Here is a 13,678-nt window from a genome sequence, read left to right on the forward strand (position 1 = left end):
CCTGGGAATCATCCTAAGTCATTTTTCTATTAGGTCAGTTTTTAACAATCAATAATATCTTTCCTTCATCGAGCTTTTCTTCGTACTGATCCGCTTCTTCGTGAGAAAATCCAACTTCCATCAGCTTGTTCCGGAGTTCGTCGCCTTTTTTCAAAATCATGTTCCCTAATGCAGTCCCTATGCCTGTTTCCTTTACACCAATTTCATTGGCGTCAGCGCGATCAGCTACTCTGTCCGTCCGGTCATCATCATGGGATAATACATAAAGATTATGTTTGTCCACACCTTGAGAAGAAAGCTTTTTAACTTCTGTAATTAATTCCTTATCGTCATAAAATTCCTTCACAGTCGGTTTCATTTCAATCTCCTCCATCATTCAAATTGTTTTGTCGTTTATCTTTTCCCGCGGGTTCCCAGTGGTAAACCTATGGAGATGTGGGTATACCTATTAGTAATGTGAAATCAAAGAAAGGAGATCTCAAGATATGGAAGAGGTTCATTCTTTAGAATCCATCAATACTACACTTGCTGCAGAAAAGCTAAGTTTACTATACATTTCAAGACCCAATTGCTCTGTCTGTCACGCTCTATTGCCACAAGTGAAAGGGGTATTGGAAGAGTTTCAAGATGTGAGGTCCGTTCATGCGGATGCAGAAGAAATACCAGAAATAGCTGGTGAATTCTCCATCTTCACTGTCCCGGTCGTCATCGTTTTTGTAGATGGAAAAGAAATGTTCAGGAAGGCCCGGTTCGTTCCAATTGACGAATTACATAGCCAAATGACTCGTCTGGTGAAGATGTTAGACAACTAAACAAACGTTTGATTAAGAGTGAATGTTGTTGATTTGACAAGGTAGAAAGGAGTAAACGTTTGTTTAAGACTTGATTTTTCCTTCATAGGAAAAGAAATCTAAAATTATGAGCTGTTTTGAAACGGCTCTTTTTTATTGGGGAAAATTGAAACCTTTGGAGTTAGTGAAGCGACTAATATTTAAAGTTAAGGGGGGAAGGCATCATCGGGCCATCAAGCTGCTAAAAAAGTAGCTCTTTTGTCATGGTTCAGTGAATAGGTATATAATAGAGAGTATAGGAGTATAGTAGTCGTGAAGAAATAAAAGGGGGCTTGATGAATGATCAGATTGTCTGGAACAAAGAAAGTCATGTTACTTGGTTTAGCAATCATCCTCATAATAGTAGCCAACCGGATTTCCAGTGTGCAACACCTGACCGCAAGAATCGCCACCAATCTGTATGTGAGCCTTAAGTATAAAGATCTTGACCTCGAATACCAGAACGTCGAATTCTCACCCCAGTTTGGAGATTATTCTGTAGCATATAAGGACAAGGATGGAAAAATCTACGGATTCATGGTTACCCCAAAGTCAATGCCTGTCATCATACTTCACGATCCTCTTAATGAGTCACCTTAATCTAGTCTGAAAGAGTTACCTTCTTATCTATTAAAATCCTTTTTCGTTTATAAAACATAAAAAGGTTTGAACATAAAAAAACAGAATTTGATAGAAGGCATCATAGATCATCCGGACCCGCTCCTATAAAGAGACTGGTCTTTTTTATATGAAGAAAATACACCCCAGGTCTTAGAAGCAATTACTTCTACGGCTTCTGTTTGCATGATGGCGATTTTTTTATACTTAAGGTATTCGTTCATATAGGAGTGACCTTGATGGAAGAAATTATGGCAAATTATTCGGCAGAGTGGGGGATATGGGGTGTATTGCTTTCTCTATTTATTGAAGGAAGTGCTTTCCCTTTTGTGGGCACTTTTTTTATCGTAACAATGGGATTTATTCTACAATTAACGTGGATGGAGATAGGAGTCATTTCTCTGTTAGGAAGCTTTCTTTATACAGCGGGGAGCTATATTCCTTATTTTATCAGCTTTAAATTAGGTGCGAAGCTTGAGGCAAAGCTCAACCCTGAAAAACGGAAGAAGCTGAAAGAAGCGCAGGAAAAGTTCAGCCGATACGGAATCTGGAGCGTAGCGATCGCAAGCCCCCTTCATTTAGGAAACGTCATTCCCTTCATGGCTGGCATGGCAAAAATGAATCTGAAAGTGTATTCTCTCCTTACTATGCTGGGGATTGCTCCGTCTACCTTTTTATTCTTAAGTATAGGCAAGTTCTATGAGGGTGATAGAGAAGTGATTCTCGGGATGGTAGAAGAATATCAACTGCTGGTCCTGACAGGGTTTGTGCTGGTCACTGTTTTGTACATTCTCTTTAAAAGGAAGAGAGAAAAGGGAGTAGGAGGATGATCAGTAAAGATTCGGAGACTGGAGCTTATTCGACAGTTGCTCAAAAATTCCCCCATAAAACCTCTACACAGATTAAATCTACGTAAAATCAACCCGTTCCTCATTGCTTACACCCCTTCTTTCCTATAAACTAGACCTATTCAAAAAATAGCACGTGTGGAGAGATCGTATGGAAGCAAAAATGATAAGAAGATATGACATTATGGAGGTCAGCTTGCTGGCGGGGAAGATCATGTTGCAAAGTGGTGCAGAGACGTATCGCGTTGAGGATACGATGATGCGCATCGCTGCTTCTTATGGGATTTCAGAATCTCACAGTTATGTGACGCCTACCGGGATCATCTTCTCGATTGAAACGTCTGAACCAACGAAAACGAAGCTGATTCGAATAAACGAGCGATCGACTGATCTAGAAAAAGTAACCCTCGTGAATAGTATTTCAAGGCAAATCAGTAAGGGGCACCTAACCCTTGAAGAAGCCTACAATGCCCTGGAGAAACTGGATCAATCAGATCTATCATACTCCTTTGTGATTCAGGTATTGGCTGCTTCGATTGCCAGTGGCTGCTTTCTCATCATGTTCCAGGGAATGTGGAATGACTTCATTCCGGCACTGATCACGGGCGGAGTCGGATTTACGAGCCTGATTTATTTTCATCGCCTCGTTCCGATCAAATTCTTTGCCGAGTTTCTTGCTTCCTTTATTATCGGTATGCTTTCCTATGGATTCGTCCAGCTTGGAGTAGGACAGGAACTGGATAAGATTATTATTGGATCGGTGATGCCACTGGTTCCTGGGCTCCTTATCACAAATGCCGTCCGGGATTTGATGGCAGGGCATTTGGTGTCGGGTTTATCGAAGGGAGCGGAGGCCTTTTTAACGGCGTTTGCCATCGGGACGGGTATTGCCGTAGTATTCACTCTGACATAGGATGACTTTGTTTAGTATTAGGAAAAAAGATTGAGGTGAAAAGGGAATGCTCATCATCGAACAATTAGTGACCAGCTTCATATCCGCTGCTGCATTCGGGATTATCTTCAACGCTCCAAAGCAGTCCCTTTTCAAATGCGGAATTGTTGGAATGTTAGGCTGGATCATCTACATAGGAATGAGTTTAAATGACGCGGATGCGGTGCTTGCGACGTTACTTGCATCCTTTGTCGTTGCTGTGATCAGTCAGGTATTTGCAAAAATGTATAGAACCCCGGTCATCATCTTCTCTGTAGCAGGCATTATACCCCTTGTACCTGGAGGACTCGCGTACGATGCCATGAGAAACTTCGTTCAAAATGATTACAATGCTGCCATCAACCTGGCAGCAAAAGCCTTCATGATTTCAGGCTCTATCGCCATCGGACTCATCTTCTCGGAAGTCATCAACCAAGTCATCCGAAACGCACGCCTGAACGTAAGCGCAAGGCGAATGAGATAGAGGGACGGACCTTACTTTTGTGAGGTCTTTTTTTATTGGCTTCAGCAGAGCATAGAAACAAAGTTGGACGTAATGAATCCCCCTGCAAACTCCGCACCCCATGTAACATTTCCCCTTCCAGAACGTCTAATCAACAAATAAGAAATAGAGGAGGGTCATACATGAGTAAGAAATCGTTTTTGCTCATTATTACTGGTATTGTGCTGTTGGTGGCACTAGGAACGTTTGCGTATAGTCAAAGACCTGTAGTGAAGGCCGAGGGAAAGATGGATGGGGATCTTCTAGTGATGGAGAATAACTCATGGAATCTGCAATTTTCAACTGCACTGAACAAGGAAACGGTGACGGCTCAGAACATTTATGTAGAAGATTCCAATGGAGAGAGGATCAATGTCTCCTTCAAGTTGAATGAAAATCGAAAGACCCTGCAAATTCAAGCACCGCCAGAAGGGTATCCTTCTAATCCACACCAGTATACACTTCATATCTCTCCGAAAGTGAAAACCAAATGGGGTTTTTCTTATGACGGAGATACAGAAATACCCTTTTCTGTAACCTCTACACTACCCAGTATTCAATCTAAGGAAGAACTAACGAAATATATTAAACGAATTTTAAAGGAAAATAAGGAAGATACAGAGTTTTCTCTGTTCGGAAGAGAAGGAAATATGGAGTCCAAGTCATCGGAAGATAGTGCAGCTCGAGAGTCGTCTAAATCGGAATCCAATTTTTCTGAAACAAATAATCAGGTTCAAGGAGTTGACGAAGGGGATATAGTGAAGACTGATGGAAGTTATATTTACCAATTAACGGACCGCAGGCTGCTGATTACAGTGGCAAATCCCGTGAAGGAAATGAAAGTAGTATCTTCTACCAGCTTTAAAGAAAATATGCAGCCCCATCATCTGTTTTTACAGAAGGATAAGCTGCTCGTCATAGGGAATAGCTGGTCGCCTGCCCATTTTCAAGGGGATAAACAAGAATCAATTGCTTCCACTATGCCTGTAGACGGGACGACCGTTGCGCTTCTGTATGATATCTCGGACAAAGCAAAACCATCTCTTCTCAGGCATGTTGAGCTTGAAGGTCAATATGTAACGTCCAGGAAGATTGATTCCAATGTATATTTGATTTCGAATCTGTATCCAAACTACTGGATGCTTGAACAGGGGGGGGATCCTGATCTGAGACCCCGGGTGAAAGATAGTTTAACAGGTGATGAAACGACACCACTTCCAATAGAAAATATTAAGTATTTTCCACAGTCCCAGTCCCCCAACTATACCTTATTGACGGCAATGAATATGGATGATCCTAAGGCTTCTCTAAACGTTCAATCCTATCTTGGAAGCGGCGATAAAGTGTATATGTCCAAAAAAAATCTTTATGTGGCTGTAGAAAAATATAATGAAGATGCTATGAAAAGCTCGACCTCTTCAAACACGGAGATTTATAAATTTTCCGTAAGTGATGGAAAGATTGAATATGCTTCATCAGGCCACGTAGAAGGAAGAGCGTTAAATCAATTTTCCATGGATGAACATAAAGGTTACTTTCGGATTGCAACGACAAAAGGAGCGGTATGGAACAGTGATTCACCTTCATCCAATGCTCTCTATATTTTAGATGAAAACATGAAAAATGTTGGTGAAGTAACGAATTTAGCCCGGGGAGAACAAATCTATTCTGTCAGGTTTATGGGAGATAAGGCATATATGGTGACCTTTAAACAGGTCGATCCCCTTTTTGTCATCGATACGGCAGATCCGAAAGCTCCAAAGGTTTTAGGGGAGCTGAAAATTCCAGGTTTCAGCACCTATCTTCACCCTATAGACGAGCATCACCTCATCGGGTTTGGGTTTGATACGAAAGTGGTGGATGATGACAAAGCAGCCAATGAGGAACCCAGAATCGTTCGACAGGGAATGAAGGTTTCATTATTTGATATTACAGACTTTCAGCATCCAAAGGAAACGGACACTGAAATAATAGGGGGTGCGGGTACTCACTCTTATTTGCTGGACGATCACAAAGCATTGCTGCATGAACCTTCAAGAAATCTATATGGCTTTCCCATTTCTGTTTATCATGAAAAAGAGGATGGCAGGCATGAACTGGATTTTGACTATCAAGGTGCCCTCCTTTATGAAATCACACCTGAAAAAGGAATCGTTCTAAAGTCTCAGCTCAAAGAAGAAGAAAACAAAAGCAAAGAATATTACGAACAGTGGGAAGATCAGATTCAAAGACTCCTATATATTGATAATCAGCTTTATACGGTATCACATAAGAGAGTGACTGCTTACTCTTTAGACGATTTTAAAAAAGAAAACGCGATTGATCTCCCATGATGAAAACCCTTAAGGTGCTTTGCCTTAAGGGTTTTCTATTACTTAAGACTCCCTTTTTTTATAAGATTTTGAAAAAAATCTATTGGTAGATAAGTATTAGCATTATACAATTTCCATAATTGAAGGGAGAACATCGACGGTCCTTTTAGATCGTGTGTTTTTTTTTGTTAGGGATTATTGATATAGAATTGAAAATCCTACGAGAATGACCTTCAACTTCTGCATGAACACTTCCAACTACCACCCGGCATAAAAAAACGATATGATGATACATATATACATAATGGAAGCTTTTTGTCGGAGGGGTGTTCATTTGAAAGTCATACGTTTTTTAAAGCCTTACCGTATTGCCATGGCGGTTGCCTGGAGTTTAATGCTGGTAGAGCTTGCTGTTGAACTATTAAATCCGCTGTTTATGGCACGGATTATTGATGAAGGAATCATGAATGGAGACTTGGATGTGGTGATGAAATGGGGCTTCATTATGGTGGGGATGTCTCTCCTCGCGTTTATATCAGGCTTGACGAATTCATTTTTCGCCGCTCATACGAGTCAGGGCTTTGGCTATGATGTGCGGGAAAGCTTATATAAAAAGATTCAGTCGTTTTCCTTTGCAAGCTTTCATAAGCTCCCGACATCATCCTTGATCACCAGGATGACCAATGACGTAAGGCAGTTGCAGAATACGATCTTCATGAGTTTACGCATTATGCTAAGAGCCCCGCTGCTTGTTGTCGGATCAACGATCATGGCACTCATCGTCAATGTTCGACTTGCCCTTATATTATTAATCGTGATACCGGTTTTATGGATGTTCCTGTTATGGGTCCTGAAGCGGGGATGGAGCCTTTTTGAAAGAGTTCAATCCCGACTCGACAAAGTAAACGAGGTCATGAAGGAAAACCTCTCCGGGATGAGGTTAATTAAAGCTTTTACACGAAGCAAGTATGAAGAAAGCCGATTTCATGGTGCAAATGAAGATTTGAAGGATCGAACTGTGAGGGCTCTTCGTTTTATGGAAATCATCATGCCGCTTTTGATGCTCGTGATGAATCTGGCCCTCCTATCTGTTTTGTGGTTCGGAAGTATAGATGTGGCCTCAGGAGGAGCAAAGGTAGGAGAAGTCGTAGCGATCGTCACATATGTTACGAGAATCTCTTCTGTTTTTTCAATTTTCTCATTTATCATTACGAGCTTTTCAAGGGCAAGAGCTTCCGCCGGCAGGGTAGAAGAGGTTCTGCAAACCGAGATTGATTTGAAAGACGGAGAGGAAGTACGACAGGAAAACACAGTGGTGAATGGAGAGATTACATTTAGAAATGTGTCGTTTCAATACCCTTCAACCCGTGGGAAGGTGCTAGAAGGCGTATCGTTTAAAGTGGAGGCTTGCGAAACGGTTTCGATCCTGGGAGCAACCGGATCCGGTAAAACATCCATGTTCCAACTCATTCCACGGCTGTACGATGCGACTGAAGGGTCTGTGGAACTGGACGGTCAATCCATCCGCTCCATCTCTTTGGATCATCTAAGGAAAAATATTGGGTACGTGCCCCAGGAAGCAGTATTGTTTTCTGGAACCGTATCAGAAAACCTCCTTTGGGGAAAAGAAGATGCCACCAGGGAAGAGATGATCCAAGCTGCAAAGGATGCCCAAATCCATGAGACCATCCTGAATCTATCCCATGGATATGATACAGTACTCGGTCAAAAGGGGGTCAACCTTTCAGGAGGACAGAAACAGCGTCTGTCGATTGCGAGAGCACTCATTCGCAAACCAAAGATCCTATTGCTGGACGATAGTACGAGTGCTTTGGATTTGAAAACAGAATCCAAGCTGCTTCAAGCCCTCAAGCAATACGAATGTACGACGATGATCATTACCCAAAAAATAAGTACGGCCATGGAATCTGATACGATTCTGCTCTTGGAAGATGGAGTGTTAATCGGAGAGGGGACCCATACCTCCCTATTAGAAGACTCCTCTCTCTATAAGAGGATTTTTCAATCTCAATTCGGAGAGGAGGAAATACATCATGTCTAGGCATGTGCGAAAGAAATTGGGGAAAAACGATAAAGTGAAAAATGCAAGAGGGACGCTGCGTCGTCTTTGGAACTACCTTTCCGAAATGAAAGTGATCCTGTATCTCGTCATTCTAATGGTGTTCATCAGTTCGGCAGCTGCTTTACTGGGACCTTTTCTAGTGGGAAAAGCGATTGATGAATACATTGTAACGAAAGAAACTTCCGGATTGATTGGGCTTGTTTTAGGTTTAATAGCCGTGTACATCTTCCATTCCCTGTCCGTATGGTTCCAAAATTATTGGATGATCGGTGTGGCCCAGGATACAGTCTATCGCTTGCGGAAGGACCTTTTCCATCAATTGCATCAACTATCAATCCCTTTCTTTGATAAACGGAAGCATGGGGAGTTAATGAGCAGGGTGACAAATGATATTGATAATGTAAGTGCCACGTTGAATAGCTCGTTCATTCAAATCATATCCAGTGTCCTGACGTTAGTAGGGACCGTCACGATCATGCTCTGGCTCAGTCCATTGCTTACCTTGATCACATTAACCATCGTACCTCTGATGGCTCTCGGTATGAAGTGGATTACGAAAAGGACAGGACGTTTGTTTAAACAATATCAACAAAATATCGGAGAGCTAAACGGCTATATCGAAGAGACGATTTCGGGGCATAGCATCATTAAAACCTTCTCCCGTGAGGATGCTGCCATAAAGGATTTTGGAGAAAAAAATCAAAGATTGAGAACGGCTGCTTATTGGGCTGATACCTATTCCGGGTTCATCCCGAAGCTTATGAATGTGTTGAACAATTTGAGTTTTGCCGTCATTGCCGGAGTCGGAGGGATCTTCGCATTAAATGGTATGATAACCATTGGAGTGATTGTGATCTTTGCTGAATATGCCCGTCAATTCACCCGTCCGTTGAATGAGCTCGCAAACCAATATAACACGTTATTATCAGCCATTGCCGGTGCTGAGCGTGTCTTTCAAATTTTAGATGAAGAGGAAGAAGCGAAGGATGAGCAGGACGCCGTGGAAATCGATTCCGTTGAAGGGAAAGTGGAGTTTAGGCATGTATCCTTTTCCTATGAAAAAGGGGACCAAACTCTTCAGGATGTATCCTTCACTATTACACCGGGTGAGACCGTTGCTTTGGTCGGACCGACAGGAGCAGGTAAAACTACGATTACCAATCTGCTGTCTCGTTTCTATGAACTGAATGAAGGCACCATTGAGATTGACGATCAGAATATACAAACCATTAAACGAAAGAGCCTTCGTCAGCAAATGGGATTTGTCCTGCAGGATAGCTTCCTGTTTCAAGGGACGATTGCAGACAATATCCGTTACGGCAGACTCGATGCGGACGATGAAGAAGTAAGGGATGCGGCGAAATTGGCCAATGCCCATTCCTTCATAGAGAAAATGCCTGAGGGCTACGATACTTTATTAAGACATGATGGCAGTGGGATCAGCCAGGGACAGAAACAATTATTATCCATTGCAAGAGCGATCCTTTCAAATCCGTCCATCCTTATTCTTGATGAAGCCACGAGTAGCATCGATACGATTACAGAGCTAAAGATTCAGGAAGCCCTCAAACGATTGATGAAGGGGAGAACAAGTGTAGTGGTGGCCCACCGTCTTAACACCATCCGCCAGGCCGATCAAATACTGGTCCTCGATCAAGGAAGGATCATTGAACGGGGATCTCATGATGAGCTTCTCAAGCAGAAAGGGTTCTATCATGGATTGTATCATAGTCAGTTGAGGGAGAGCGGCTGATGGTTGAGTGAATCTGCGCGGGAATTCGGATTTTGAAAATAAAAGTAGTAGTTTTGAAAATAAATTGGGAATCGACTGCGAAACAGAGGGAAATACGAACGCCATTCATCCAGAACATAAAAAAACACCTCAAAAGTCAGTACTTTTGAGGTGTTTTTTTCTTTAAGGGGCTAATCATCCCGTTAGCAATCCCTTTGGTGCTGCCTTAATCGGATAAAGGCAACTCTGTAACTTGCAACATCACAAGTAATATATTTATATCTTGAACGTTGTTTGCAGATAATAAACAGCCGCGGGCAATTCCTTGAGTCGTTTGATATACCTAAACGACGTAAGCCCTACCTCTCTTACATCCTAACGGCTCCGAAGCCGATCCAGTGTGAATAAGTTGTTAAATCAAAACAGAATAGAATTACGAATTATCTTCTCTATCGTTTTAATGTATGTTACAAGATTACAATAATTAAATATAACATCAATATTAAAACGTGTCAAGGGGATTTTGATTAAAATTCAAGTGACTGCGGCGAATCCTCATCATCGTTCATTAAGCGGATGCTGACGGGTTGAATTTTTAAGACGATGTAATTCGAATCGTCCGGACCTTCAAACCATCTTTTCATATGGTCATTCCACAGTTTTTCCTTGTAGTGAGTGGACTCTTCAATAGAGGCGCGACCTTCGATTTCGACGAAGGTATCTCCATATCCCTCTCCTTCGTAACCAAGAAGGATATGTACATTAGGATTGTCCTCAATTTCATTTGTCTTATGGGTTTCCTTGTTTGTTGGCGTATATAGGGTCAACTCATCATGTGAAAACGTCATATAACGGGAATGAGGTTTATTATTTTTAACCGTTGCCAGTGTCCCTACTTTGCTTTCATCGAGCACTTTTAAGATTTGTTGTTTCAGTTCAGCTTGTGACACACAATCCATCTCCTTTAAAGATTCATTATATCCATACTATTCCTTTTATTAAGGTGAAATAAACATGGGAAGGTGTATTTGGGGTGCTGTCCGGGAATAACAGAAATAACAAAGAAACAAAGGATGATGAGCGTGATACCGGAAGAGTTAGTCGATATCTGTAAGAAAAGGATGGAGCCTTATCCCTGTGAGGGGTTTGTATACGGACGCGGCCCGGAGCAGCCGACGATCATGATTGTAGGAGAAGCTCCAGGTGAAACCGAGATTCATAATGGAATGCCGTTTAGTGGTCGGGCAGGAAAAGTGCTGGATGAGTACTTTCGGTATCTGGAGGTTCCAAGGGAAGACATTTATTTTACCTCAACGGTCAGAAGCAGACCTTATAAAATTGTCCCTAAGAAAGTAGGGGAGAATGAGATCGTGGAGAAGAAGTATAACAGGGCACCGAATCGTAAAGAACAGTTGGCCCATGCTCCGATCCTGGATTATGAGCTACAGCATATTAAGCCAAAACAGCTTGTAACCTTGGGGAATATCGGATTACAAAGACTATTGGGGAATCAGTACACGATATCACAAAAGCATGGCGGGCTGATTCACGCTAAAGTCAGGCGGTTAAAAGATCTCGATTCAAATGAATGGATCATGAGCGAGGAAAGCTACTCCATTTTTCCGACCTTTCATCCTGCATCGATTTTCTACAATCGCTCATTAGAAAAAGAAATCTATAAAGACCTGGAAAAGTTGAAAGATATCCTCCGGGGGAAATAACTAAAGAAGGCTGGCATTTATTTAAGTGTCAGCCTTCTTTAAACTATTTTTTGTTTAAATTTTCCTGAGCCATTCTCACAAGCTCCTTCACCATGTTACCGCCAATTCTTCCGCCAACTTTTCCAGCTTGCTCAGACGTTAATTTTCCATTATAAAGGAATACCTTGTTCCTTGGCGATCTCATACTTCGCTTCTTTAGGATCTTGTGTACCGGATATTCTTGCTTTCAATTGATCCATCGCAGCCCGGGATTCAGGTACAAGCAGTTTTCTTTTCGACATAATATCACCTCTTTTTTAGATTGCCCTGATTTTTTTTTTGTAGTACGAAGTCCTGTCTTATAAGGGTTTTTGTACCTTTTTAAAAGTAGAGGAATAAAAAAAAGATTGTCTAATTTGTGTCAAATAAAATATAATTCTTAATAGTTAGATAATTTTTGTGAAGAAAAGGGGGAAATGCCGTGGAAGAATTAGTTGGCAAATTGGTAGGAATACTTTGGTCTCCGGTCATGATTTACTTCTGTTTGGGTGTAGGCTTACTATTTTCTATTTTAACGAAGTTTTTACAAGTCCGGTTGATTAAAGATATGGTGGTTCAAATGTTTAAGGGTAATAGCTCCAAAGCAGGTGTATCTTCATTTCAGGCTTTGGCGTTGTCGTTATCAGGACGTGTCGGGACGGGGAACATCGCCGGTACTGCAACGGCTATCGCTTTCGGTGGTCCTGGGGCCGTTTTCTGGATGTGGACGATTGCATTCATCGGTGCGAGCAGTGCCTTCATTGAATCCACTCTGGCTCAAATTTACAAAGTAAAGCAGGATGGGGAATACCGTGGAGGGCCAGCCTATTATATTGAAAAAGGGATCGGTTGGAAATGGTATGCCGTTCTTTTCTCGCTGGCTACATTGCTTGCGATGAGTATTTTAATGCCTGGAATTCAATCGAACTCCATTGCATTAGGACTTGAAAATGCATTTGGTCTCAGTACAACAGTAACGGGAATCGGTCTTGTGGTGTTAATTGGGGTCATCATTTTTGGTGGAGTCAAACGTATCGCTGGAGTAGCTTCTTACGTAGTCCCATTTATGGCGATTGCCTATATTCTTCTATCTCTTATCATTGTAGGAATGAATATTACTGAAATCCCAGCAGTTTTTGCTCTTATCTTCAAGAGTGCATTCGGCTTTGATTCAGCATTTGGTGGAATCATCGGGATGGCTGTATCTTGGGGAGTGAAACGCGGAATTTATTCCAACGAAGCAGGTCAGGGTACCGGACCACATGCTGCAGCGGCTGCAGAGGTTTCCCACCCTGCTAAACAAGGATTGGTTCAAGCATTTTCCGTTTACATCGATACTCTTTTGGTTTGTTCGGCAACAGCGTTCATGATCTTATTTACGGGATCCTTCAATACAGAAGCTCCTGATGGAACAATGCTTGCGAACAATTTAGAAGGAATTGAAGCGGGACCTGGTTATACACAGGCAGCCATTGAATCAGTGATCCCTGGGTTCGGAGCATCATTTGTCGCGATCGCATTATTTTTCTTTGCATTTACAACTATTATGGCTTACTATTACATGGCCGAAACGAATGTTGCATACTTATTGAGAGGTAAGAATTCAAAAGTGGCGATGACCATCTTAAAGTTCGTCCTGCTTGGTGCCACATTCTATGGAGCAGTGAGAGAAGCCGCTTTAGCTTGGGCATTGGGTGATATCGGACTAGGAATCATGGTGTGGCTGAACTTGATCGCCATACTTATCCTTGCCAAGCCTGCTTTAAAAGCACTCAAGGATTATGAAGAGCAGAAGAAGCAAGGTCTTGATCCAGTCTTTAACTCTACAAAGCTCGGCATCAAAAATGCAGAATTTTGGGAGCAGGAGTATAAAGTAGAAGATAAAGAAAATGCGTCTTAATCCATAAAAGGAACCTGTTGCCTATCTGGGCAGCAGGTTTTTTCGGTTTCTCTAATACTCTTTTCGTACCATGGTTGTTTAATCGCTATTATTGAGTGCTTTCGCCCTGTTCAATTAGCATATCGGTAGATTGGAGGGGGATTCGTTCCCTTTCCGAGGACGAATGGTCAAGCCTCCTCAATA

General features: G+C 42.0%; 12 protein-coding genes and 1 pseudogene. 10 read left to right on the forward strand and 3 right to left on the reverse strand.

The window, feature by feature from the left end; genetic code table 11:
- Window positions 1-34 precede the first annotated feature (34 nt).
- Window positions 35-358, reverse strand: coding sequence for a YflT domain-containing protein (locus ACYH0O_RS02005; RefSeq protein ID WP_482630917.1), 324 nt, complete (start codon window positions 356-358; stop codon window positions 35-37).
- A gap of 127 nt (window positions 359-485) precedes the next feature.
- Between ACYH0O_RS02005 and ACYH0O_RS02010 the strand changes: the two genes are divergently transcribed.
- The 8 genes from ACYH0O_RS02010 (at window position 486) to ACYH0O_RS02045 (ending at window position 9,877) form a co-directional block, all read left to right on the forward strand.
- Complete coding sequence (locus ACYH0O_RS02010; RefSeq protein ID WP_482630918.1) at window positions 486-812, forward strand: thioredoxin family protein; 327 nt, start codon at window positions 486-488, stop codon at window positions 810-812.
- A 318-nt stretch (window positions 813-1,130) separates the two neighbouring features.
- Window positions 1,131-1,430, forward strand: coding sequence for a hypothetical protein (locus ACYH0O_RS02015; RefSeq protein WP_149154511.1), 300 nt, complete (start codon window positions 1,131-1,133; stop codon window positions 1,428-1,430).
- A gap of 257 nt (window positions 1,431-1,687) precedes the next feature.
- Window positions 1,688-2,278, forward strand: a complete 591-nt coding sequence (locus ACYH0O_RS02020; RefSeq protein ID WP_482630919.1) for a DedA family protein — start codon at window positions 1,688-1,690, stop codon at window positions 2,276-2,278.
- Window positions 2,279-2,447: 169 nt separating this feature from the next.
- Window positions 2,448-3,209: a threonine/serine exporter family protein gene (locus tag ACYH0O_RS02025; protein WP_482630920.1), complete on the forward strand. Its 762-nt coding sequence runs from the start codon at window positions 2,448-2,450 to the stop codon at window positions 3,207-3,209.
- 46 nt (window positions 3,210-3,255) lie between these two features.
- On the forward strand, window positions 3,256-3,711 hold the full coding sequence (locus ACYH0O_RS02030; RefSeq protein WP_044339076.1) for a threonine/serine exporter family protein: 456 nt from the start codon (window positions 3,256-3,258) through the stop codon (window positions 3,709-3,711).
- Between the two features lie 161 nt (window positions 3,712-3,872).
- Window positions 3,873-6,062: a beta-propeller domain-containing protein gene (locus ACYH0O_RS02035; RefSeq protein WP_482630921.1), complete on the forward strand. Its 2,190-nt coding sequence runs from the start codon at window positions 3,873-3,875 to the stop codon at window positions 6,060-6,062.
- Between the two features lie 352 nt (window positions 6,063-6,414).
- Window positions 6,415-8,103 (forward strand): ABC transporter ATP-binding protein, encoded by a 1,689-nt coding sequence (locus ACYH0O_RS02040; RefSeq protein WP_482632478.1) that lies wholly within the window; start codon window positions 6,415-6,417, stop codon window positions 8,101-8,103.
- Window positions 8,096-9,877, forward strand: coding sequence for an ABC transporter ATP-binding protein (locus ACYH0O_RS02045; protein ID WP_482630922.1), 1,782 nt, complete (start codon window positions 8,096-8,098; stop codon window positions 9,875-9,877). The genes ACYH0O_RS02040 and ACYH0O_RS02045 overlap by 8 nt, the downstream gene beginning before the upstream one ends.
- A gap of 506 nt (window positions 9,878-10,383) precedes the next feature.
- On the opposite strand, the gene ACYH0O_RS02050 is transcribed toward ACYH0O_RS02045, so the two are convergent.
- Entirely contained in the window at window positions 10,384-10,806 is a 423-nt protein-coding gene (locus ACYH0O_RS02050; RefSeq protein ID WP_482630923.1) for a pyridoxamine 5'-phosphate oxidase family protein, read from the reverse strand.
- 126 nt (window positions 10,807-10,932) lie between these two features.
- On the opposite strand from ACYH0O_RS02050, the gene ACYH0O_RS02055 reads away from it, so the two are divergent.
- Window positions 10,933-11,577, forward strand: coding sequence for a uracil-DNA glycosylase (locus tag ACYH0O_RS02055; protein ID WP_482632479.1), 645 nt, complete (start codon window positions 10,933-10,935; stop codon window positions 11,575-11,577).
- A gap of 43 nt (window positions 11,578-11,620) precedes the next feature.
- Here the strand turns inward: ACYH0O_RS02055 and ACYH0O_RS02060 are convergent.
- A pseudogene (locus ACYH0O_RS02060) lies at window positions 11,621-11,858 on the reverse strand (alpha/beta-type small acid-soluble spore protein).
- A gap of 227 nt (window positions 11,859-12,085) precedes the next feature.
- Here ACYH0O_RS02060 and ACYH0O_RS02065 point away from each other — a divergent pair.
- The gene (locus tag ACYH0O_RS02065) at window positions 12,086-13,495 is read left to right on the forward strand and encodes an alanine/glycine:cation symporter family protein (RefSeq protein WP_482632480.1); all 1,410 of its coding nucleotides are present in this window, start codon (window positions 12,086-12,088) and stop codon (window positions 13,493-13,495) included.
- Window positions 13,496-13,678 lie beyond the last annotated feature (183 nt).

The organism is Rossellomorea sp. H136, from assembly GCF_056838065.1.

Bases quoted from the DNA above. Each gene is read 5' to 3' on its own strand.
- ACYH0O_RS02020 (WP_482630919.1), top strand. From the start codon at position 1,688: ATGGAAGAAATTATGGCAAATTATTCGGCAGAGTGGGGGATATGGGGT.
- ACYH0O_RS02025 (WP_482630920.1), top strand. From the start codon at position 2,448: ATGGAAGCAAAAATGATAAGAAGATATGACATTATGGAGGTCAGCTTG.
- ACYH0O_RS02055 (WP_482632479.1), top strand. From the start codon at position 10,933: ATGAGCGTGATACCGGAAGAGTTAGTCGATATCTGTAAGAAAAGGATG.
- ACYH0O_RS02040 (WP_482632478.1), top strand. From the start codon at position 6,415: ATGGCGGTTGCCTGGAGTTTAATGCTGGTAGAGCTTGCTGTTGAACTA.
- ACYH0O_RS02035 (WP_482630921.1), top strand. From the start codon at position 3,873: ATGAGTAAGAAATCGTTTTTGCTCATTATTACTGGTATTGTGCTGTTG.
- ACYH0O_RS02010 (WP_482630918.1), top strand. From the start codon at position 486: ATGGAAGAGGTTCATTCTTTAGAATCCATCAATACTACACTTGCTGCA.
- ACYH0O_RS02005 (WP_482630917.1), bottom strand. From the start codon at position 358: ATGAAACCGACTGTGAAGGAATTTTATGACGATAAGGAATTAATTACA.
- ACYH0O_RS02045 (WP_482630922.1), top strand. From the start codon at position 8,096: ATGTCTAGGCATGTGCGAAAGAAATTGGGGAAAAACGATAAAGTGAAA.
- ACYH0O_RS02065 (WP_482632480.1), top strand. From the start codon at position 12,086: ATGATTTACTTCTGTTTGGGTGTAGGCTTACTATTTTCTATTTTAACG.
- ACYH0O_RS02030 (WP_044339076.1), top strand. From the start codon at position 3,256: ATGCTCATCATCGAACAATTAGTGACCAGCTTCATATCCGCTGCTGCA.
- ACYH0O_RS02015 (WP_149154511.1), top strand. From the start codon at position 1,131: ATGATCAGATTGTCTGGAACAAAGAAAGTCATGTTACTTGGTTTAGCA.